The organism is Eubacterium sp. BIOML-A2 (assembly GCF_009680135.1).
In the GTDB taxonomy this organism is placed as follows: domain Bacteria; phylum Bacillota; class Clostridia; order Lachnospirales; family Lachnospiraceae; genus Faecalicatena; species Faecalicatena contortus_B.
The window spans coordinates 15,858-36,709 of the sequence record NZ_WKZK01000002.1 but is presented as its reverse complement, the minus strand read 5'-3'; the positions used below and the strand labels follow the sequence as shown (position 1 = coordinate 36,709).

The 20,852-nt window shown below is 44.6% G+C and carries 19 protein-coding genes; 9 read left to right on the top strand and 10 right to left on the bottom strand.

Annotation, left to right across the window (positions count from 1 at the left end):
• The first annotated feature begins 3 nt into the window (after positions 1 to 3).
• Positions 4 to 927: a 2-hydroxy-3-oxopropionate reductase gene (gene garR, locus GKG43_RS00935; RefSeq protein WP_129878361.1), complete on the top strand. Its 924-nt coding sequence runs from the start codon at positions 4 to 6 to the stop codon at positions 925 to 927.
• Complete coding sequence (locus GKG43_RS00930; protein WP_129878359.1) at positions 924 to 1,733, top strand: SDR family oxidoreductase; 810 nt, start codon at positions 924 to 926, stop codon at positions 1,731 to 1,733. The genes garR and GKG43_RS00930 overlap by 4 nt, the downstream gene beginning before the upstream one ends.
• Positions 1,734 to 1,859: 126 nt before the next feature.
• Here the strand turns inward: GKG43_RS00930 and GKG43_RS00925 are convergent, their stop codons facing one another.
• The 4 genes from GKG43_RS00925 to GKG43_RS00910 all read right to left on the bottom strand — a co-directional run bounded on the left by GKG43_RS00925 (position 1,860) and on the right by GKG43_RS00910 (position 6,723).
• Entirely contained in the window at positions 1,860 to 2,732 is an 873-nt protein-coding gene (locus GKG43_RS00925) for a PfkB family carbohydrate kinase (protein ID WP_050640494.1), read from the bottom strand.
• Between the two features lie 99 nt (positions 2,733 to 2,831).
• Positions 2,832 to 3,815 carry an SIS domain-containing protein gene (locus tag GKG43_RS00920; protein WP_243125796.1) on the bottom strand — a complete coding sequence of 328 codons (984 nt, stop codon included), beginning with the start codon at positions 3,813 to 3,815 and terminating at the stop codon, positions 2,832 to 2,834.
• 27 nt (positions 3,816 to 3,842) lie between these two features.
• Complete coding sequence (locus tag GKG43_RS00915; protein WP_050640492.1) at positions 3,843 to 5,096, bottom strand: MFS transporter; 1,254 nt, start codon at positions 5,094 to 5,096, stop codon at positions 3,843 to 3,845.
• 22 nt (positions 5,097 to 5,118) lie between these two features.
• Positions 5,119 to 6,723: an amidohydrolase family protein gene (locus GKG43_RS00910; RefSeq protein ID WP_129878357.1), complete on the bottom strand. Its 1,605-nt coding sequence runs from the start codon at positions 6,721 to 6,723 to the stop codon at positions 5,119 to 5,121.
• A 234-nt stretch (positions 6,724 to 6,957) separates the two neighbouring features.
• Between GKG43_RS00910 and GKG43_RS00905 the strand changes: the two genes are divergently transcribed.
• Positions 6,958 to 7,680, top strand: a complete 723-nt coding sequence (locus GKG43_RS00905; protein ID WP_050640490.1) for a GntR family transcriptional regulator — start codon at positions 6,958 to 6,960, stop codon at positions 7,678 to 7,680.
• 46 nt (positions 7,681 to 7,726) lie between these two features.
• Here the strand turns inward: GKG43_RS00905 and GKG43_RS00900 are convergent, their stop codons facing one another.
• The 3 genes from GKG43_RS00900 to GKG43_RS00890 form a co-directional block, all read right to left on the bottom strand.
• A complete protein-coding gene (locus GKG43_RS00900) occupies positions 7,727 to 9,019 on the bottom strand; it encodes an ABC transporter substrate-binding protein (protein WP_129878355.1) in 1,293 nt (430 codons plus the stop codon).
• A gap of 13 nt (positions 9,020 to 9,032) precedes the next feature.
• Positions 9,033 to 9,866 (bottom strand): carbohydrate ABC transporter permease, encoded by an 834-nt coding sequence (locus tag GKG43_RS00895; RefSeq protein ID WP_050640488.1) that lies wholly within the window; start codon positions 9,864 to 9,866, stop codon positions 9,033 to 9,035.
• 89 nt (positions 9,867 to 9,955) lie between these two features.
• Entirely contained in the window at positions 9,956 to 10,834 is an 879-nt protein-coding gene (locus tag GKG43_RS00890) for a sugar ABC transporter permease (RefSeq protein ID WP_173020060.1), read from the bottom strand.
• A gap of 306 nt (positions 10,835 to 11,140) precedes the next feature.
• Between GKG43_RS00890 and GKG43_RS00885 the strand changes: the two genes are divergently transcribed.
• From GKG43_RS00885 to GKG43_RS00875, 4 genes are read left to right on the top strand one after another with little or no spacing between them, the layout of a single operon-like run.
• A complete protein-coding gene (locus GKG43_RS00885) occupies positions 11,141 to 12,391 on the top strand; it encodes an ABC transporter substrate-binding protein (protein WP_129878351.1) in 1,251 nt (416 codons plus the stop codon).
• Between the two features lie 55 nt (positions 12,392 to 12,446).
• Complete coding sequence (locus GKG43_RS23190; protein WP_243125795.1) at positions 12,447 to 13,496, top strand: cache domain-containing protein; 1,050 nt, start codon at positions 12,447 to 12,449, stop codon at positions 13,494 to 13,496.
• Positions 13,453 to 15,105 (top strand): ATP-binding protein, encoded by a 1,653-nt coding sequence (locus tag GKG43_RS23185; protein WP_243125802.1) that lies wholly within the window; start codon positions 13,453 to 13,455, stop codon positions 15,103 to 15,105. The genes GKG43_RS23190 and GKG43_RS23185 overlap by 44 nt, the downstream gene beginning before the upstream one ends.
• A gap of 35 nt (positions 15,106 to 15,140) precedes the next feature.
• Entirely contained in the window at positions 15,141 to 16,676 is a 1,536-nt protein-coding gene (locus GKG43_RS00875; RefSeq protein WP_129878349.1) for an asparagine synthase-related protein, read from the top strand.
• A 239-nt stretch (positions 16,677 to 16,915) separates the two neighbouring features.
• Here the strand turns inward: GKG43_RS00875 and GKG43_RS00870 are convergent, their stop codons facing one another.
• Genes GKG43_RS00870 through GKG43_RS00860 form a run of 3 tightly spaced genes read right to left on the bottom strand, consistent with a single transcriptional unit; the run spans position 16,916 to position 19,037 of the window.
• A complete protein-coding gene (locus tag GKG43_RS00870) occupies positions 16,916 to 17,551 on the bottom strand; it encodes a PrsW family glutamic-type intramembrane protease (protein WP_055153694.1) in 636 nt (211 codons plus the stop codon).
• Positions 17,539 to 18,174, bottom strand: a complete 636-nt coding sequence (locus GKG43_RS00865; RefSeq protein WP_129878347.1) for a permease — start codon at positions 18,172 to 18,174, stop codon at positions 17,539 to 17,541. The genes GKG43_RS00870 and GKG43_RS00865 overlap by 13 nt, the downstream gene beginning before the upstream one ends.
• Positions 18,171 to 19,037, bottom strand: a complete 867-nt coding sequence (locus tag GKG43_RS00860; RefSeq protein ID WP_055153690.1) for a hypothetical protein — start codon at positions 19,035 to 19,037, stop codon at positions 18,171 to 18,173. Before GKG43_RS00860 ends, GKG43_RS00865 begins: the two co-directional genes overlap by 4 nt.
• Before the next feature lie 330 nt (positions 19,038 to 19,367).
• Here GKG43_RS00860 and GKG43_RS00855 point away from each other — a divergent pair, with 330 nt between their 5' ends.
• A complete protein-coding gene (locus GKG43_RS00855; RefSeq protein ID WP_129878345.1) occupies positions 19,368 to 19,832 on the top strand; it encodes a hypothetical protein in 465 nt (154 codons plus the stop codon).
• Positions 19,833 to 19,885: 53 nt separating this feature from the next.
• A complete protein-coding gene (locus tag GKG43_RS00850; RefSeq protein ID WP_050640480.1) occupies positions 19,886 to 20,761 on the top strand; it encodes a sugar phosphate isomerase/epimerase family protein in 876 nt (291 codons plus the stop codon).
• Positions 20,762 to 20,852: the final 91 nt, after the last annotated feature.

Sequence of the window (20,852 nt, the reverse complement as noted above, 5' to 3'; positions counted from 1 at the left end):
AGGATGGAGCGAAAGGAGTCTAACATGAAAATAGGATTTATCGGGCTGGGTATCATGGGAAAACCAATGGCCGCAAACTTATTAAAAGCAGGACATACAGTTGTTGTCTACGATGTAATAAAAGAAAACATGGAACAGATGGTAAAGTATGGGGCAATAAAAGGCGAGTCTGCGAAGGCGATTGCCGGGGAGTGTAAGATGATGATTACCGTTTTGCCAAATTCGCCTCATGTGAAAACGGTCGTTATGGGGAAAGACGGAATTCTCGAAGGCGCTTCGGCCGGAAGCATTTTAGTGGATATGAGTTCTATTGCACCCTTAGCTTCCCAGGAGATTTATGCCGCATGTGCAGAAAAGAGGGTTGAAATGTTGGACGCCCCTGTGTCCGGAGGTGAGCCAAAGGCGGTAGATGGAACATTGTCAATCATGGCAGGCGGCAAGAAAGAAGTATTTGAACAAGTATATGATATACTGATGACGATGGGAAATAGTGCAGTATACTGCGGGGAGATTGGCGCGGGGAATACAACAAAGCTTGCAAATCAGATTATCGTTGCATTAAACATCGCGGCTGTTTCCGAGGCCTTTATGCTTAGCACAAAAGCGGGTGTTGATCCGGAAAAAGTGTTTGATGCAATCAAAGGCGGCCTGGCTGGTTCTACGGTCATGAACGCGAAAATCCCAATGATTATGGAGCGGAATTTTAAGCCGGGTTTTAAAATCGATTTACATATTAAGGATTTGAACAATGCCTTGGATACAGGCCATGAAATCGGAGTTCCGCTTCCCTTAACAGCCAGTGTGATGGAAATGCTTCAGAAGCTTCATGCCGATGGGCATGGACAGGAGGATCACTGCGCCATAGCAAAATATTATGAAAAGACAGCGGATGTATGTGTTAAGGCCAAGGGAGGCATTCAAGAATGAACGTAGGGAAAAATCTGGAGAAGATGTATTCATTAGAAGATAAAGTAGTAGTTTTTACCGGGGCAGCTGGCGGAATCGGCAGCGCCATTGCATTGGGCATGGCATGTGCCGGCGCCCGGATTGCTCTTTGCGATATAAATGAAAACCTGCTTTCAGATATTCAAAATAGAATAACAGAAGCGGGCGGTAAGGCATCAAGCTATTTGCTGGATGTAACAAATAAGGACTGTGTAACAGAATGCATCGATAAGATCGGCAAGGCTTATGGTCAGATTGATGTGCTGGTAAACTGCGCGGGGATCAATAAACGGGAAGGGTTTATGGATGTCAGGGAAGAGACGTATGACAGGATCATGGATATTAACCTGAAGGGTGTTTTTTTGGTGACCCAGGCAGTGGCTCCATTTATGAAAAATCAAAGAAAAGGCAGTATCATTAATATTGGTTCCCATAATACGGGAAGTATCCTTGGCGGCTGTTCTGTATATGGCGCTACAAAGTGCGGTGTTCTGTCCTTAACGCGGTCTATGGCTGTAGAATGGGCCAAATACAATATTCGGGCTAATTGTGTAAGTCCCGGACATATTCAGACTGCGTTGACAGTGCCTACCTGGGAGCATCCGGAACGCTCCAGGTATTTGCTGGAAAGGATTGCCTTAGACCGGCCGGGATATCCTGAAGATATTACAGGTGTGTGTATCATGCTGGCATCGGATGCATCTTCTTACATTACAGGGACAGAAATTCGGGTTGACGGAGGGTGTATCGCCGGAGGACAGCCCTGGGACTATGATACGGAGTTTTAGTTGTGGCCATGGAATTCCCCGCAATCCGGACAGGGCAGCGGAGAACATAAAAATAGAGGAAGCGGGTTTCGCTTCCTCTATTTCTATCTTATTTAAATGTTTTTATCCGGCAGAGTTATACACTCACTATGCTCTCAATCTGTCGATCAGCACTTCTTTTCCATAGCCAAATGCGCCTTCCATCTGGCAGACATTTGCTGCAAATTCTGCAGCCTTTACAATGCTGCCGGTAAGGGCCTCTTCCCGATCTGCGCCGTGCTTTACTGCATCCAGATATCCAACCATGAATGTCGTTAGTAAGGAGTCCCCTGCGCCCATTGTATCCACAACCTTTTTAAGGGGCGCCGCTTTCTGCGTATAGAACTTCCCGTCTGAATAAAGCATACAGCCCTGCGCTCCCCGGGATGCGCATACGATTTCCGGCCCAAGTGCCGCTACTTTTTTCAAATGCTGCCGAACCTCTTCATCCGTTCCGTCAAATGAACAGAAGGCATAGGTTACGAGGGGGGCGTTTTTTTCATAATACTCATCAGTTGAATCATCCGAGAAATCAAACGATAGCGGAATACCGGCCTCCTTAATCTTAGATAGCTGGCTTTCCATGTAACAGTAGTTTCCACAGTGAACCAAATCAAACTGTGCCAGATATTCCAAATCAAACTCGTCCAATTCGTAGATGTGCCTGCTTCTTACGCCGCCTTCGTTATAATCCAGAAACACCCGGTCGCCATCTTCCAATTTGCAGCGGGAATACCCGTTTTCACCGTGAATCTTTTTGCATTTGACCAGTTCGATCTCTTCCGTGCGCAAAGCGGAAATCACATGATCCGCATTCAGATCATCGCCGAAATATCCCATGTATGCGCTTCTGCGGGCGCCGAACATTTTTGAGTATACTGCAAAATTCACACAGTTTCCTCCGGGATATTGTGTGTTCGTGTGCGTATAGATATCTACCACATTATCTCCAAATCCTACTACGCTAACATCGTATTTCATGATTTTAACCTCCAATTCTGTGCAGAGGGGTCTGACCCCTTTGCCATTAAAACGGGCATCCCGGAATCATTGGATGATCTCCGGGACAAGCCGTGTTATTTAATATTCCACTACCCCCATATATCTTCTCATATCCAGAGGATGTCCGGTTTTATTTTGAATTGCTGTTCTGTACAATACACTCATCTCATAGAACAAAGGAGGATTGAAGTAGTCCACGCATTCAGGGGCAATCCCTTCAAGTCCGCACTCCGCCGCATCGATAATTTCATATTTCTTTGCATATTTATCCAGAAATGCCTTGGCTCTCAGATCAATTTCCCGGGTTTTGCCGACAGACATCATCAAAATATATAAGTGGTCTTCATCTGTAACCTCAAACGGGCCATGGAAATATTCCGCCGAATTCAGGTAGCAGCAGTCCATCCACTGCATTTCCTGCAGCGAGCAGATAGCAAAACCGTAAGACTGTGCATATGCAGCTCCCGAGGACATGATATATAGAAACGGCGCCTGATAATAGTGTTCAGCAAAATTCCATGCTTTGTTCTGATATTTCTTTGTGGCATCCCTGATGATCCGGTCACACTTAATAATACCGTCTTTCATAGCCTCATACAGCTTATAGTCCGGTTCCTGGCGGTGGATCAATTCATTTAAAACCGCATAGGTTATACACATAGGTTTATCCTTCTGCAATGTCTCGTCGATCCATTTATATACAATTGCATGGTATTTGCTGTCTGCGCATTTACTATCGGCGTCATGCGTATAAGTAATGACAAATGCCCCTGCATCGGCGGCCGCATCGGCGGCTTCCACAGTTTCCGGCGTATTTCCTCCGTGTGAGCAGATAAAGACTAACGAGTGGCTGCCCAGACGCTTAGGCGGTGTCAGAACAAATTCTTTGCTTGGAATCCACTCCCCAACCATGGTAACGGATTCTTTATTTACAAAATAATTACTGGAGTATAAATCAATAAGAGAGCCTCCGCATGCGACAAAATAGACCTCTGTAATTCTGCCGTTTTTATTCTGGATCTCATCAACCATCTTACCTGCATCAAAATCTTCTATAAACATTATACAAAATCTCCTTTTATATGAACATTATTTTCCTGTAACACTCATTTTTTTGATTCTTAATTTCATCAGCATAGCCATAATGATTCCGATTACAGCGGTAACCATTAAAAAGCCGAAAATCATTTTGTAAGCCCCATTTCCGTATGTATCCATCCATCTTCCGAAGATTGGAAAATAGAAGAAGTCAGGAGCATAGCCAAGCACGGAACCAATGCCGATTACGGTGCCGGTGTATGCCGCTTTAAACTTACATTCTTTTAAACCGGACCAGATGACGCCGTACAGCATCATCGCCACTGCTGCGGGAAGCAGAGAGACAAAAGTTGCTGCGCCGGAACTTACTGTACCCGGCATGATCATAACGCCTGCATAGATAATAATCATGGCTGTAAATGCAGTGACATACCATTTGTTTGCAGACTTAAAAATTTTGTCAATGACATATCCGCCGAGAGGACAAAGCAGATTCATTAAATTACTCCGTACAATGCTGATTAAGGATGAATTTACTAAAGGTACTCCCAGGACATCTGTCAGGTATGGGGAGAAATAAGACAAGCTCGTATACAAACCATAAGCACAGAGTACCATGATCGAAAACATCCAGGTCATAGGATTCTTTAATACCACCCCAATATGCTTAATCTGGAATGTGTCATCCGGATTATCAGATTTTACCTCTTTCTCCTTGAAGAAGACCAATAGTAAAAAGAATGCGATCAGGGTTCCCACTGCCATAACCCACATTGCAATAACAAATGCTTTTGTCTCATCACTGCCGAATCCGCTCGCCCAAAGGCAAATCGCATTCAAAATTGCGGAAATGATACCCGATGACGCATAGTAGATCCCATAGCAGGTTCCCTGGTTTTCTTCTGTGCCAATCATACCGACCCCCTTTGTGATTGCACACCAGAATACAAAATTGGTTGTCAATCCGGCAAAGAACCAAATGACACAAGCAATTTTAAAGTCCATTGTAAGCGCATAAATGATGATCAGCACAAAAGACCCTAATATTGAGAGCAGCATTGCTTTTTTCACTGAAATTTTATCTGCCAGGATTCCCCCCGGAATCATTGCAGCCATCATTGCAAAGGAATATGCGGACATCAGAACTCCTGACTGTTCATTTGTAATTCCCATTGCCGCAATCTGCTGATCATAAAATACATATCTTACATAGGGGAAACAGTACATGATTGCGTTAACAAATCCAAAAATAAATAACATTAATAGTGTTCGAGCACCTAACTTTCCTTTTTTTGATTCTGACATAATGAACCTCCCTTTTTTGTTCTCATTCCTTATTTTTCAGCTCTGCTGATCTGCCCGCAGGGCATGCATGATGGGGTACCCTTTGGGTATATACTGTTTTTCCATTTACTATGGTTTCCTTTACCTGGACATTCAGCATCTCGTCCATCGGAACTGTAAACAGATCACGATCAAAAATCACGATGTCTGCCTTTTTCCCGGTCTCTAATGTGCCAAGCTCATCCTCTCTTTCCATGGCAAACTGACTGTTCACAGTCCAGGCGTCGAGCATCTCTGAAATAGTCAGGCCATTCTGGGGATTGATCTGTTTTTGCTTATCACTGCCGAAATTAGCACATCCGTAAAATATAGATTCCGGTATGCTGGGAATCAGTAATGGCAGATCCGTTGCACCGCACAACCGTACTCCATGGTCTGCCAGAGAACGGTAGTTTAAATACCGTTCCTGACGGGCGCCTATCACATCCCGATAGGCATTGACATAGCCGTCATAAGTATCAAGCGCATATACCTGCGCATAGATCTCACCGAATGCCCCCATTTTGGCCATTCGTTTTTCATCCTCCGGTTCAGTCAATTCCAGATCTGTAATGCCGTGCCGGTTTTTGAGGCGTCCATTGATATGCTCACACTGGTCGTAAATGTTTAAGATCTCGTGGAATGCACCGTCCCCTTCGGAATGGAGCGTAAAGCGCAGGCCGTTTTTATCGGCCAGAAGCACCTCTTTTTCCAGCTGCTTATAGTCAATGTCCTTGTTACATACGCTGTCTGTCCCTTCGTACGGCTGACGAAGATGGCCTTCCATTTTTAATATCAATCCATCAGTCATCTGGTTAAAACCCGAAAACCTTACATAATCCCCTTGGAATGTTTCCTTCATTTTCAGGCCGAATTTAATATCAGCGGGCTTTCCGACGGGCTGGGACATGAAGGAGATTCTCAGTGTCAGTCTCTCATTCTTCTCCAGTTCCTTTAAAACGTCTGTGAAACCATAGAAATCGTCAAACCCCATTTCTTTTACAGATGTAACTCCGCGGCTGTTAAGCAGCTTCATATAATCTTCGAGCTGCCGGTCGATAAACTGTCTGTCATTCAGATAGAGCCCCATGATCCTGTAAAGAGCCTCTGCATGGCAGTGTTCCGGGTCAAAACCGAAAGCCTGTCTTGCCCTTTGGTTCATTGCACAAGTTCCGTGGCCTGGCGCAAAGAGAACAATCGGGGTGTCCTGTCCGATCTCCTCCAATATGGTATCGACACTGCTGTTGTGAAGAAAACAGCTCTCCAGATGGTTGCCGAACAGGGCCCCTTTCCCGGCTGCAGTTTCCATATGATATTCCAGGCAGTCTCTCAGCTCTTTCAGTGTTTTGCAGTGGGAGAGATTTACACCAAGACTGTCGATGACGTATCCGGTAAAGAATGTATGCGTGTCCCCGAATCCGGCACAGATCGTGCCGTCTTTACAGTCTTGTACCTTCAGCCCCCCGGCGGTATAAGCGTCGGGCAGCTTTCCTTTTCCTACTTCACTTATGCGGCCATCCTTTAATACAATATAGCCCTGGTATGGTTCTTTTGAAACAGAATCATATATGCTTGATGAAACCAGAATTCTATCACATGCCATATCCATTTACTCACCTTCCTTTCATAAATTCATCATATCATTATATTACGATATAATCAATAGAGGATCTGTAATGAAATGAAATTTGTCATCATGAACAAGGAATTGCTTGTTTAAAAATAATTTTTTGTCACTTACTCACATTTTTTGTTATAATGTATACCATATTCGTATTGTAATGTTATAATGAATATGATAAAATTGTTGCATGAAATATAATGATATAGTTGAGGTAATAAGATGAATATTGAAAATAGTACAACGCGTCCACTCTTTGAAAAGGTTAAAGACGATATCTCTGTCAGGATAAAAAGCGGAGAGTATCCTGCCGGATCGAAGATTCCCACAGAGGTCGAACTAATTAAACAATACGATGTGAGCAGGATCACCATCCGCCGTGCGATTGAAGAACTTTGCAAAGACGGTCTTCTTGTTAAGAATCAGGGGAAGGGCACCTTTGTAAAAGAGCGGAAGATTTTCCGTAAAATAGAGCATAATATGAGTTTTTCAAATTCCTGCATTGTGAATGGCATGACCCCGTCGGCTGTAGTTACCCAGAGAACGGTTCTCACGAAGAACTCACCCGGACGGGTACCGCATCCAAGACTTGACCAAGATGCCATACTATACATACAGCGCGTCCGCTATGCGGATGAGATACCTGTCATGTTGGAAAACAATTATTTTCCTTTTACCCAATATGCATTTCTTCTCACGGATGATTTGGAAGGGCCGCTGTATGATTTGTTAAAAAGCCATGGTATTATAGTGGGATGTTCCCAGAACTCCTATATTGATGCATTAAAGGCGGATTCGAAACAGGCGCAGCTTTTAAAAATTGCTCCTGGCGATCCGTTATTCCTTCTGTATACAGAGATATACGATACCCAGAATCAACTAATCTATATCGGGCAGGAGTATATTGTTGCATCCAGGTACCGGTTTAATTATGAAAATGCATAACGGGAAGTTTAAATATAAGAGTTCAGGCAGGCCTGAACTCTTACATTTAATTACCTTTATCATATTTTGCGCTTTTCGCGGCTAACTGGATCTGCTTTAACAGCTGCTTAGGCGTGGCCTCCCCGGTATCAATCTGCTGCAGGCCGTTTAAATAAGTCTGCGCGATTTTCGGATCGAGTTCCGTATCTAACCAGGGGGTTGTAGAAGGTGATGTTTTTATATACTTTATGCCTTCTATTAATGGTTCGATGTCTGTATATTGGCCGATATTTTCAAACAGGTCTGTTGTAGCATTCACCCAATAGCTGCTCTCTAAATAACGTAAAGTGTTCTTTTTAGAGAGTATATACTGCAGGAACCGAAAGGCCTCTTCGGGATGTTTGGTTCTACTGCTGACAGCATAGCCGTCGGGTGTTCCAGTGATAATGGACTGATTTCCTCTTGCCCCCTCTATGGTGGGAAAGGGGAAGATCCCCAAGTTATTTTTTGTAAATTCTGCATCCATCTCCATAGAATCCGCGATGGTAACATATTGGTCGTATACCAGTGCGCAGTCTCCGTTAATCAGCCCGGAATAAGAAAAGCTCCAGTCATAAGCTGCCGTGTCTGCATTCATATATTGGTGAAGATCTTCATAAATTGTAAGCGCCTGCAGATAACCCGGATCCGAAAAAGAACCATCCTCTAATGAATAGTCAGCTTTTAAGGTCTTTTCAGGAACACATTTCTGGTTTAATGTTGTTAAATAATGCGCACCTGCATAAGGATCGGAGTTTCCGAAATAAATCGGAGTGATCCCGGCCGCTTGTATTACCTCCAGCTGCTTTAAAAACTCCTCGTATGTGCCGGGCGGGGACAGTCCAAGCTTTTTGTATACTTCTTTATTATAAAACCATAATTTGGCGTCGATTTTCAGCGGTATGCCGTAGATCCCGCCCTGGTATTGAAAGGCCGCCGTCTGCCCTGGCACAAGTTCTTCTAAAGTTTGGTGCTTTTCCATATAAGAAGACAGGTCCAGCACTAAGCCTTCTCTTACAAACTTATTCAGGTATTCGTCACCCCAGGTAAAGAATATATCCGGCGGGGCGGACGAATTGATTACGGTCTTTATTTTCTGCTTATAAGACGAATTTGTAGCCGTAATTACATTGATCTTTATGTCTGGATTTTCCTTTTCAAACGCTCTAATCATCTCCTCTGTGGCAGACTTCATCGGTTCCATCGTCCACCGGTGCATGAATGTTAACGTGACTTTGTCATCCTGTTCAGCGGATCCGGCGCAACCCGCCAGAAACATGGTAAATACTAGTATAAGAGTTAATTTTATTCTTCGTTTCATATCTTGGATCCCCCTATTCTTTCACGCTGCCCACTGTAAGCCCGGCTACAAAATATTTTTGAAAGGCAATAAAGAGCACAAGCACAGGCACAATTGCCAGTACGATACCCGACAGCAGAACCACCCAGTCCGTGTATAAAGCCTGTGAAAATGACATCAGGCCGATCGGGATCGTATAATACTTTTCCGTACTTATAAAGTTTAAAGAGAAAGTAAACTCATTCCAGGTATATATTAAATTTAATAAAAGACACACGGTAACCGCAGGCCTGCATACAGGCAGCATGATTTTCCTGTAAATTCCAAAACTGCTGCAGCCATCCAGAACAGCCGCTTCCTCCAGTTCTTTTGGAAAGGAAAGAAAAGCCGGGAACAGCAGGAAGATTGAAAACGAGATCCGGAATGCGAGTATGGGAATAATCATAGCCCCATAGGTGTCGTATATTCTTAGATCTCTGAGCAGATGATATAAAGGAAGTACCGCAGTCTGCGGAGAAACAAACATTCCTCCCAGAAGTATCCCCAGCAGTATCTTTTTATACTTAAAGTGGAATCTGGTAACTGCATAAGCCGCCAGTGTAGAAACCACCAGAATTAAGATAACCGTAATTACAGTGACGATGATACTGTTAAGATAGTATAAGGATATGCCTTCTTTCCATGCCTGCAGATAGTTTCCAATCTCAGGATGTCCGGGCAGTGAAAATGTATTATTATAAAACTCTTTATTTGTTTTCAAAGAATTGGACAGAATCCAAAATAATGGGTATATAATTGATAATGAAAATAGTATAAAAATAAAATATAAAACAAACTGTTTCAAATGAAACTCAGATTTTTTCAGCATAATGTACTCTCCATTCACTCTTGAACTGTTTTCCTTTGTTTATCAGATAGATTGAGGAAATGACCTGCAGGCGGATCCCGACATACGTATCAGTTCTCGTTTCCAAACCCACTGATATTCATCTGCAGAAATGCCAGTACGACGGTAATGATAAGTATCAGGTTTCCGATGGCGGAGGCATACCCGAATTTGTCGTAGGACCAGGCAGCCGTATACATGTAGTTTCCCAGAGTTTGAGTTGCATTGCCAGGGCCTCCTGCCGTCATTACCTGAATTTCATTGAAGACCTGCATTGCCCAGTTGAGTGTAATGATGATCACAATCGTGATCGTATCCTTTATCTGCGGGATGATAATGTATCTTGCCTGCTGCCAGAATCCGCAGCCATCTAACTTTGAAGATTCTAAAACTGCCGGAGATACCCTCTGAATCCCCACGATGATCAGCATAGCCGCATAACCGGTGTACTGCCATTGGCTCATGGCAATGATTGCGTATAAGGCAGTATGTGAATTGCCCAGCCAGCCAGTCGCAAGTGAGTCAAAGCCCAAAAATCTGAGAAGGCTGTTCAGCAGGCCGATATCCGGCTGATAGATAAAAGTAAACAACGCGCCTATTACTGTAATGGAAATAATAGAAGGGATAAAAAATAAAGTTCGGAAGAAAACTTTTCCTCTTTTTATAAAGCTGCTTTCCAGAAACAGTGCAATCAAAAGGCCGCCGCCAACCTGAAACAACAAAGACCAGAATACATAAATAAAGTTATTTTTTAAAGCAGTCCTGATAACCGGATCCGCGAACAGCGATCGATAATTGTCTAAGCCGATAAAACGTTCATGAACCGAAAATGCACTCATGTTATAAAAACTGTAAATCACATTTTTTACAACCGGATAATAGACGAATACGATCAGTAATAAAATTGCGGGCATAACAAAAACATATTTTATTTTATTTCTTTTAAGCATTCTTACTCCCCTCTCAAATATAACGTTATTACATAATATTATAACGTTATATATCATATTTATCTATCGTGATTGTGTACAATTTTCTATCACTTTTTTTATGGATATTTTCAAAACAAATATAAAAATTAGTGTAAGGGCTTCCAGACTCCCGGCAAAAAAAGGAATAATAGTTGCGTGAAACAAACCGGGATACATTGTGCTTTCGGTTATTTTGCTATATAATGGAAATAACAGTTGTATGGAATTACGGTTTGAGTGCATATAGGACATGCAAGTGAATGAGCGGATTTTTGGGGGAAGAAGATGAAGAAGAATACTAGGAAGCAGATTCTTGGCTGCAGTACTGCAGTCATTTTTATGGCGGCACTCTGGATCGGGGGATGCGGGGGAAGCCAGAAGCCGGAGATCGAGGTGGCACTCTGGAACTTAAACCTGCATGACGGCTTTTATGCCGACTATATGGAAGCGGTAGATCGTCAAGTACCGGATGTGAAAATACACTGGGTTAAGGGCGAAAGCGCGCTTGGCTATTATCAAGAACTTGCTGAGGAGGGGAACCTGCCGGACATCATAACTGCCCGCAGGTTTTCGATGAAGGGAGCGCTGGAGCTTAATCCCTACCTTATGAAGTTGACGGGATCAGAGCTGACCTCCTCCTATTACGATATTTATCTTGAGAATTATAAGACCAGTGAGGGGGAGGTGTTCTGGCTTCCCATGGCGGGAACCGTAGATGGAATCATAGCAAACAGGGCGCTGTTCGAGGAATATCAAATCCCGATTCCACTGGATTTTGAGGGATTTGTTTTTGCTTGTCAGGAATTTGAAAGATACGGTATCCGTGCATATTCATTGGATTTTTCCGCAGACTACAATTCCATGCATTTTTTGCAGGGAATGGGGATCGAAAGCTTATGCTCAGTGGATGGGATTGCATGGAGGAAAGAATACGAGGAGGGCAGGACAGACCAGTTAGATAGTGCGGTATGGATGCCTGCCTTCAAGAAGATGGAGAAGCTGATCAGGCAGGGGGTTTTGAAGCCGGAGATGATCAATTACGAAGACAGTTTTGCCTACGATGATTTTGCAGAGGGAAGGCAGGCGATGACCAACATTAGCAGCGAGAGTATCTCACGCCTGCTTCCGGGGATGGATCTGGAAATTCTGCCATATTTTGGGGATAAGCAGAATTTTTTACTTACTTATCCGATCTTCAATGTGGCAGTAAGCAAAAAGGTGGAGGAGAGTGAGAAGAAAGAAGAGGCTGCTTGGAAGGTTCTGTCTGCAATGGCGTCAGAAGAGACCCAGAAGCTTCTGAACAAGCATACCGATGGACTGGTTCCATACCAGCGGGATATTTCTTTTGAATATACGGGAAGCATGAATATGGTGCAGAACTACCTAGAGACGAATAGCACCTATGTCCGCCTTGCAACGGACGAGTTCTTTACGGCTTCCAGGGACACAGTTGTCAAGATGCTGGAGGAGGAACTGCCTGCTTCGATCGCGCAGGACTTGATGAACGAGAACCTGCGCCAATTACAAGAAAAGTGAAATAACGGGGAAGCCTTATCCCTGATATACTAAAGAAAGAACAGTTGAGAATGAGATGAGACCAAGAGAAAACCACAGAAGGCCGAAAGGATACGAGAGGGGATTTGGAAAAAGACTGAACCATATGGTTCCGGACAAGTATAAGCGAGTCAGAAGAACCATAGTGGCTGGAGTCCTACTTACAATTGCAGGCATTATGTTCTTAATGTTTGTTTTTCTGGAATCCATGGAGGAAAATGTCAGAAAAGAAAATGAATATCATCTGTCTGAGATTGCGCAGCAGGTTACCGGTAAATTAAACTCTAAGCTGGAGCAGAATTGGAGCTTGCTGTACAACATGGATTATAATTTGGGCTTTTTCCCCCAGATGACCGACCAGCAGATACAGGAATACGGACAGCAGATCGTCAGGGAGTGGAAGTTCGGTCATTTGTATCTCGTAGATGAACTGGGAAATTGTATAGATGAATATGGGGAGCAGAGCAGACTAATATCCAGAGACAATGCACTGATGCTGTTAAAAGAACGGAAAAAGGTTTCTTTTTTACGGAGGGATGTGAATGGCAATTCCACATTATTTTTTGCGATTCCGATAGAAAGCAAGCGATGCGGGTCTGTGACGGTTTCGGCCTTAGCACTGGAATATCACATTGAGAATATATTGGACATCCTGACCATATCGGCATTTGACAAGAAGGGAATCTGTTATGTGATTGATCAAAGCGGAACCAGACTGTTCAATACGCAGACGGAAAATGCCCTTGAGAACTATAATATTCTTGATTATTTGGAGAAGGTATCCGACAGCGGAAAGGAAAGCGCTGATGAGATCCGGGAGGCGGTGAAGAACCGTTCCACTGGGGTAACCATATACACAAAAGATAGGAAAAAAGAGTATCTCTGTTATAATCCGCTGGACGATACAGGCTGGACAATTCTCCTTTTTGTGGGTGGAGACACGATAGGGGGAAAATATGAACCGATTTTCCAGAAATGTGTTCTCCGCCTGCGCATTTATTGTAGTGCTCCTTATTTTTATTTGCGGAATAATCTTTGTGCGGATGAACCAGGTTGCCAACAGGAAGAGAGACGAGGACGTATATAACCGTGAAAGAATGCTGAATCTCTTGATTGATCGGGGGAACGAAATTTATATGATGTACAATGTTACAGAAGACAGGCTGGAATATGTCAGCCCTAATCTGCGAAGAGTGATGGGATGGAGCCGCCAGGATGCTGAGAAGCTGTTTGTTGAGGAAGATTACATCGAAGAGACCGACATCCATGAGATGAAAGAGGAGTTCTTCAAATGGAACAGGCAGGGAGAATTTGTCGGGTCCATCCACAAGTATCAGAACCCGGATACAGGAGTGGTGCGCTTTATGCGCCTCCAGGTCAATCAGGTTGAGCTTAGCACAGAAGAAGTCTGGATCGCGAACCTGTCTGATATGACCAAGGAACAGGAACAGCGTGAGAATCTGGAACAGGCATTGCTGGCAGCCAACAGTGCCAATATAGCCAAAAGTAATTTTCTATCCAATATGAGTCATGATATTCGGACGCCTATGAATGCCATTCTAGGAATGACCGCCTTAGCGAAGCAGTACGCAGCAGATCCCCAAAGAGTCCTGAACTATATGGAGAAGATTTCCTATTCCTCCAAGCATCTGCTGTCGCTCATAGATGAAGTGCTGGATATGTCAAGGATCGAAAGTGGAAAGATGCTGCTTGAGAATAAGCCATTTTCTCTCTCCGATATGTTGGATGGCATTGTGTCGATGTTTCAGACGCAGCTTAAAGAAAAGAAACTCTTCTTTTCTTTGGAAGAAAGCAATGTGGAACAGAATTACATTGTAGGGGACGAGCTTCGTCTCAGCCGTATCTTGGTAAATATTTTGTCAAATGCCATCAAATATACACCGGAGCAGGGGGAGATCAAATTAACGGTAACAGAGCTTGACCAAAGCAATGAAGGAAATGGCAGATACCAGTTCGTGGTGAAAGATAACGGGAGAGGGATGTCAAAAGAATTTTTAGAGACGATTTTTACACCATTTTCCCGGATGGAGGAGACAGAGACCAGCCGTACGCAGGGGACAGGTCTTGGTATGGCCATCACCAAAAACTTGCTGGATTTGATGGGCGGAAGCATAGAGGTGGAAAGTACTCTCGGGAAAGGCAGTACTTTTACAGTTCAAGTGGAATTAGAGCTGGCAGAGCCTGTCCAAGGCCATAAAGATGAGGAAGGGCAGCACACAACTTTGAAGCACCAGTTTGAATTTGCTGGCAGAAGGGTTCTAATCGTTGAAGACAATGAAATCAATGAAGAGATCCTAAAGGAATTGTTGAAGCTGGTGGGCGCAGAGACGGAGAGTGCCAGAAATGGGCAGGAGGCTGTGGCCATGTTCCAAAATTCTGCGGATGGAGAGTATGATTTTATTCTGATGGATATCCAGATGCCAATTCTAAATGGATATGAGGCTACAGCCCGGATCCGACAGATGGATCGAACCGATGCAAAACAAGTTCCTATTGTGGCATTGACAGCAAACGCCTTTTCGGAAGACCGCAATAGGGCACTTAGAGCAGGGATGAATGCGCATGTGGCGAAGCCCATAGATATGGACGCATTGGGCGAGGTACTCGAACAAATATTTTCTAACCGGCAGAGCGTATATAATGAGATTATTAAGCCAGCCATAATAAACAATTAAACTTAATAAAAATTTTGATACGAGAGGACATACATATGATAATAATAAGAGAATACAGTGGTCATATCCGCAACTGGAAAGTTCTTTGTGAGGAACTGGGCATTGATGCTTCCCTGTCCAGAGAGGAGCGCGAGCAGGCAATTCTGGTAAAAGCATACGAAACATGGGGATATGATATGGGAAACCATATGCACGGCATGTTTGCATTTGCCCTGTGGGACGAGGAGGAGAAGAAACTATTCTGTCTGAGAGACCAGTTTGGAACTACGCCTTTCTATTATTATGAAACGGCGGATGGCAGGCTCCTGTACGGTACCTCTATTCGTAAGATTATGGAGCAGCCGGGTTTTGTGAAAGAGCTGAATGAGGAGATGCTGCAGTTGTATCTTACCTTTACATATGTGGCGGGAGAGACTACATTTTTCCGAGGCCTGAAAAAACTTATGCCCGGGCGTTATCTGACCTGGCAGAGAAGGCAGCTTAAGATAGAACGCTATTGGAAACCGGAATTTCATCCGGATTACAGCAAATCCCTTGAAGAGTGGGCAGAGGAGATACATACTACGCTTGGCCGGATTATGACTGAGGTGAAAACCCCGGACGAGACAGCAGAATCCTTTCTATCAGGAGGCGTTGATTCTTCCTATGTACTGGCAATGTCCGATGCAGAGACGGCGGATGCCTGCGGGTACGAAGAAGAACGGTTTGATGAATCAAAACTGGCGCAGAAGACGGGAGACATCCTTGGGCGAAAGACGTTCCGCCGCCTGATTACGCCGGAAGAGTATTTTGCGGCAGTGCCTTATGTGATGGAGAATATGGAACAGCCTCTGGGCGATGCGTCAGCCATTGTTTTTGCAATCGGCTGTAAGGCGGCGGCCGAACATACGAAGATATGTTACTCCGGAGAGGGGGCGGACGAGTTCTTTGGCGGGTATAACATGTACCGCAATGCGGAACGTTATGGTGAGAATTTGAAAACCTTCTATGTAGGCAATACGAATATCATGAAGGAAGATGAGAAACAGAAGATTCTGAAAAAGTATGATCCTGACGTTCTTCCAATCGAGCTGGCGGAAGGAATTTATGAGGAAACAGAAGGACTGGATCCGCTTACGAAGATGTCGGATGTAGATATCCAGATCTGGCTGGAGGGGGACATTTATTTCAATGTGTATAAGATGAGTACAGCTGCGGGATTAGAGATCAGAATGCCCCTTACCGATACAAGGATCTTTGATATTGCCTCACGGATGCCATCTGAATATAAGGTAAATGCGGAGCAGAATAAAGTGGCGTTTCGGACTGCAGCGGCAAAAGTGCTGCCGGAAGAGATCGCCTTCCGCAAAAAGCTGGGATTTATCGTGCCGATTCGTATCTGGATGGCAGACGACAGGTATAATCAGGATGTCAGGGATAAGTTCCGCAGTGAGGCTGCAGAGAAGTTTTTCCAGGTTGATGAGATTCATGCGATTTTTGATGATTATATCGCCGGAAATTCGGATAACTGGAGAAAGATCTGGACCATTTATACATTTTTGGTTTGGTATGAATTGTATTTTGAGAAATGATAAACTATAAAAACTCTGCCCCGTTATATGCTTTCGGGAAAACTTAATAGGACCGCCGCGAAACAGATGTGATATCTGTGAAGCGGCGGTCTTAAGTTTGTACCTTATTCTGCAGCATTGCTGCAGATCTGCCCGTAAGGGCATGAGTTACGGGATGCCCTATGGGTATACCTTATTCTGCAGCATTGCTGCAGATCTGCCCGTAAGGGGCTGTTCTGTTCGAATCAGGAACCATGTCGTTAATAGGATAAAAACGGCAGCTTTAGTTTCTTCCTGCTGCGCAGCACATAAAGCAGGCCATAGAGGGCCAGCGGCATCACCATGCCGATGATGTCAAAGGAGGACTGGATCAGCAGGTTAAATAATGCATGCATTGTTATGGCGATAGAAAGCAGTCCAAAGGTACCGGTATAGAAGAGTTTTCTCTGTTTTTTTACATAGCAGATACCGGTCCCTATGGTGACTGTGCAAAGGCCGTGCATGAGGCTGGCGGAAAAGCCGCGTCCTGCCGCCCATGCGATGGAAACGCTGCCCAGATATTCGACCAGAAGCGCTGTGTTTTCCAGCACGGCAAAGCCAACTCCAACCGCCATAGCGATGGGAAGCACCCGTTTGCGGCTGTCATCCAGGAGGAGGGCATAGCAGAGCACAGGAAGGGCTTTTAACAGTTCTTCTACAATTGGCGGGATCAGTTCGGTGAAGCTGCGGGCACTCATGCCAGAGAAAGGGAAGACTATGGTGTTAATCTCATAAGCTGCAAGGGCGGTTACTGCGCCCAGGAGGAAGAAACCTACAATCCAGCGGGAACGGGACTCCAGCAGAGGAAGCATTAAAAGCATAGGGATACTCAGGCAAAGAAAGATTATATAAACCATTTACGCACCCCCCTTTCAGCCAGCGGCAGCAGCAGGACGAGAAAAAGACAGGAAAGGACCGCCGAAGCTGTCCTCACTGTCCCGGGCAGAAAATGAAACTGGCCCGCCAGTTCGGCAGAGCAAAATAGAATCACGCAGCCGTTGTACGGGCGCATGACCCGGATGATTCCCATTTCCACATCAGGAAAAACCAAATGTTTGACCGCATAGTAGAGTGTAAATGTCACAGGCAGTATCAGCATCAGAAGCGGAAGCATTGCGCCCAGGCCATACTTTGCGATGCCCCGGACAAGCAGCGCCGCGGGGACAATGGCGGGGACAGCTGAAGCTACCCGGATGATGCGGTATTTTGCTTCCCCACCGTCGGCCAGACGGTCGATTGCCCCATAATAGGAAGAGAATAAAAAGAAATAGGCACCGATATGACCGAAATAACCGACATGAAATCCCGCAGGAATTACTCCATGGACCGCTGCATAGCAGGCTGTGAAAAGCGCACCGAAAAAATAGCTGATCAGCCCATACAACAGGATCTTAAAGAACAGAGGCTGGCGGTGCCTCAGACAAGCGATCCCGCCGTAAATGACAGAGAGCAGTGACGCCGCCAGCTGTATCATGGTCATACAGATTCCTCCCTTGCAGGATTTTTGATTTTGTTTTTCAAAATTGTCCACATCAGAAGCATCCCTATCAGTATGCCAGCCAGCACACTGACTGCCACCGGCGTTACATTAACCGGTCTGCCCTCAGAGGAGAAAAGGCTCTGACTCAGAGAAGGAGAACTGTTGGAAACGTTTTGCAGGTAATGAAAAGCGTCCGATGTGTAAGAGTTGTACTGAGACATGAAATCCTGGATTGATGTCATGGAATTCATGGTATCGGTTCCTAACGCAGAGATACGCTCATTCAGGATGCTGATGATGCTGTCGCAATCCGAAGCGCTATAGAGCCCGGATTCCGGGACGGGATAGGACAGTCCCTTTTCATCCATGTAGTAGAGAATGTCGCCGGGGATAGCAACAGGTTCGGTCTCAGCCTGAGATTTGAGATCGCTCAGCTGCTGGATAAACGAAGAGATCTGGTTTTGCTCATTTTGTTTCGCGTTGACATCATCCAGATAGGGTAGTGCATTGTTTTTAATAGAGTTAGCGAGTTCTAACTGTGCTTTCAGAAATTCCATCGCAAGAGAAGATGAACCGGAACTGGTAAAATCACCCAGTGAGCCGGTTACAGGGGCGTCGGCATCTCCATCGGCTTCCAGAACAGAGGGATCGAGTTCTTCCAGGTTATTCATCATGTCACCAATAACATCCGGAGAACTATCCTGTTCAATTGCATCCAGAATTTGCTGGGATTCCTCGATGTTTTGGCTCAGCGTTTCCTGAAGCGCCTGCAGTTCGTCATTTTCAGCAGCGCGGACATGGAGGGTAAACAGGGGCGTCAGTATAAAGCAGAGTAAAATAGGGATTATTTTTTTACATTTCATAGCCATAACATTTCCTTTCATTGAATTAAATTGGATACTGTTTTTACAAAACAGCATATTCTTTGCTGTATGTATATACGTAAAAGGTGCGGAAACGTCTCAAAAATAGAGTCCTCTCGGAAACGTTTTGTTCTCTGTCTTGGTGAGACGATTCTTGGCCGGCTGCGCACAAATTTATGAAGCGTACGTGGATTAAATTGGGGAGACCGGCTTATGCAGGGAGTGTATATTCCGGTTTAGAAGTACAGAAATCTATTTTAGAGGTGCTTAAAGTAAAAACATTGAAAATGGTGGCAGGATAGATTGAGTTCGTGCGGAGAAAAGTATATAATGAGTAAACAGGCAGGATTTGACCGGAATGAAAAAAAGGATGCTGTCAGGAGAGAAAGCTGCCATATGAGGCAGGAGGGATTTAAGTACCGGGGGGATTTTATGAGTATTATTTTGGGTTATTTATGTCTTTTATGTTTTTTAATGCTGCTGGTGAAAGCGGTGACGCGAAAACTGCATCTGAAAAAGGCGGATGTATTTTTTATGCAGGCGCATAAGTATATAAGTGCTGCAATACTCGTTATCGCTGTTTTGCACTTTATATTCGTGTTTCCAATGATAAAGGTACACCATATAGGTGTGTTCATTACCGGTGCGCTGACTGCGGCTGCCATGGTACTGCTCATCGTACTGTGCCATACCATAACGAAGAATAAACACCTTAATCTTCTTGTGCACCGTCTTTTAACCCTGGTGATGGCTCTTTGTATAATCGGACATATTTGGATCTATTTTGCGGAATAGATCAGAATATAAGTAACCAATTAAATCTTAAATTTGAGGAGAAAGGCGCAATCATGAAATATGGAATTTATTTTGCATATTGGACAAAGGAATGGCAGGCAGATTACAAATATTACATACAGAAAGTAAAAAAGCTGGGATTTGATGTATTAGAGATTTCCTGTATGGCGCTGCGGAGCGTATATTTGAGGGACGAACAGCTTCTGGACTTAAAAAAATGTGCAGAGGATCAAGGGATTATTATGACAGCAGGCTACGGGCCGACAAAGGAGCAGAACCTTTGTTCCGGCGATCCGGCTGTTGTAAAGCGGGGGATGGACTTCTTTAAGGGACTGCTTCCCCGTCTGCAGCTCATGGACATAAAGGTGCTGGGCGGAGGCCTATACTCCTACTGGCCATTGGATCCGGCGGCTCCGATGGACAAAGAAGCCGACTTAGAGCGCGCAATAAAAAATATGAAAGAACTTTCAAAAATAGCGGAAGACTGCGATGTGACTCTGGGAATGGAGGTTCTGAACCGGTATGAGGGATACATGCTGAACACCTGTGAGCAGGCGCTTGAGTTTGTGAATGCGGTAGACAGTTCCCATGTAAAGATCATGCTGGATACCTTCCACATGAATATAGAGGAAGACAATATAGGGGCGGCCATCCGTAAAGCAGGACGTCAGCTTGGGCATCTCCATGTGGGAGAGCAGAACAGGCGGGTTCCGGGAAAAGGAAGCCTTCCCTGGGCGGAGATCGGGCAGGCGCTGAGAGAGATTGATTACCAGGGCGCGGTGGTAATGGAGCCCTTTGTAATGAGCGGCGGAACTGTGGGATCGGAAATTAAAGTATGGAGGGATTTGGTGCCGGACGCCAAAGAAGAAATGTTAGACAATGACGCCAAGGGCGCGGTTGAATTTTTACGGCATGTATTTGAAAATTAAAGTTGGGGATCATGATGATATTACAAATTTTATGCATTGCTATTCAAGAGATAAAAGGAGCACGGCAGGCAGTCGATTTGACTGACTGCCG

Excerpts from the sequence above, each read along its gene's own strand:
- GKG43_RS00895 (WP_050640488.1), bottom strand. The coding sequence starts at position 9,866 with ATGCTGAAAAAATCTGAGTTTCATTTGAAACAGTTTGTTTTATATTTT.
- GKG43_RS00905 (WP_050640490.1), top strand. The coding sequence starts at position 6,958 with ATGAATATTGAAAATAGTACAACGCGTCCACTCTTTGAAAAGGTTAAA.
- GKG43_RS00855 (WP_129878345.1), top strand. The coding sequence starts at position 19,368 with ATGAGTAAACAGGCAGGATTTGACCGGAATGAAAAAAAGGATGCTGTC.
- GKG43_RS00860 (WP_055153690.1), bottom strand. The coding sequence starts at position 19,037 with ATGAAATGTAAAAAAATAATCCCTATTTTACTCTGCTTTATACTGACG.
- GKG43_RS23185 (WP_243125802.1), top strand. The coding sequence starts at position 13,453 with ATGAACCAGGTTGCCAACAGGAAGAGAGACGAGGACGTATATAACCGT.
- GKG43_RS00890 (WP_173020060.1), bottom strand. The coding sequence starts at position 10,834 with ATGCTTAAAAGAAATAAAATAAAATATGTTTTTGTTATGCCCGCAATT.
- GKG43_RS00865 (WP_129878347.1), bottom strand. The coding sequence starts at position 18,174 with ATGACCATGATACAGCTGGCGGCGTCACTGCTCTCTGTCATTTACGGC.
- GKG43_RS00850 (WP_050640480.1), top strand. The coding sequence starts at position 19,886 with ATGAAATATGGAATTTATTTTGCATATTGGACAAAGGAATGGCAGGCA.
- GKG43_RS00920 (WP_243125796.1), bottom strand. The coding sequence starts at position 3,815 with ATGTTTATAGAAGATTTTGATGCAGGTAAGATGGTTGATGAGATCCAG.
- GKG43_RS00915 (WP_050640492.1), bottom strand. The coding sequence starts at position 5,096 with ATGTCAGAATCAAAAAAAGGAAAGTTAGGTGCTCGAACACTATTAATG.
- GKG43_RS00875 (WP_129878349.1), top strand. The coding sequence starts at position 15,141 with ATGATAATAATAAGAGAATACAGTGGTCATATCCGCAACTGGAAAGTT.
- GKG43_RS00870 (WP_055153694.1), bottom strand. The coding sequence starts at position 17,551 with ATGGTTTATATAATCTTTCTTTGCCTGAGTATCCCTATGCTTTTAATG.
- GKG43_RS00910 (WP_129878357.1), bottom strand. The coding sequence starts at position 6,723 with ATGGATATGGCATGTGATAGAATTCTGGTTTCATCAAGCATATATGAT.
- garR (WP_129878361.1), top strand. The coding sequence starts at position 4 with ATGGAGCGAAAGGAGTCTAACATGAAAATAGGATTTATCGGGCTGGGT.
- GKG43_RS00900 (WP_129878355.1), bottom strand. The coding sequence starts at position 9,019 with ATGAAACGAAGAATAAAATTAACTCTTATACTAGTATTTACCATGTTT.
- GKG43_RS00885 (WP_129878351.1), top strand. The coding sequence starts at position 11,141 with ATGAAGAAGAATACTAGGAAGCAGATTCTTGGCTGCAGTACTGCAGTC.
- GKG43_RS00925 (WP_050640494.1), bottom strand. The coding sequence starts at position 2,732 with ATGAAATACGATGTTAGCGTAGTAGGATTTGGAGATAATGTGGTAGAT.
- GKG43_RS00930 (WP_129878359.1), top strand. The coding sequence starts at position 924 with ATGAACGTAGGGAAAAATCTGGAGAAGATGTATTCATTAGAAGATAAA.
- GKG43_RS23190 (WP_243125795.1), top strand. The coding sequence starts at position 12,447 with ATGAGACCAAGAGAAAACCACAGAAGGCCGAAAGGATACGAGAGGGGA.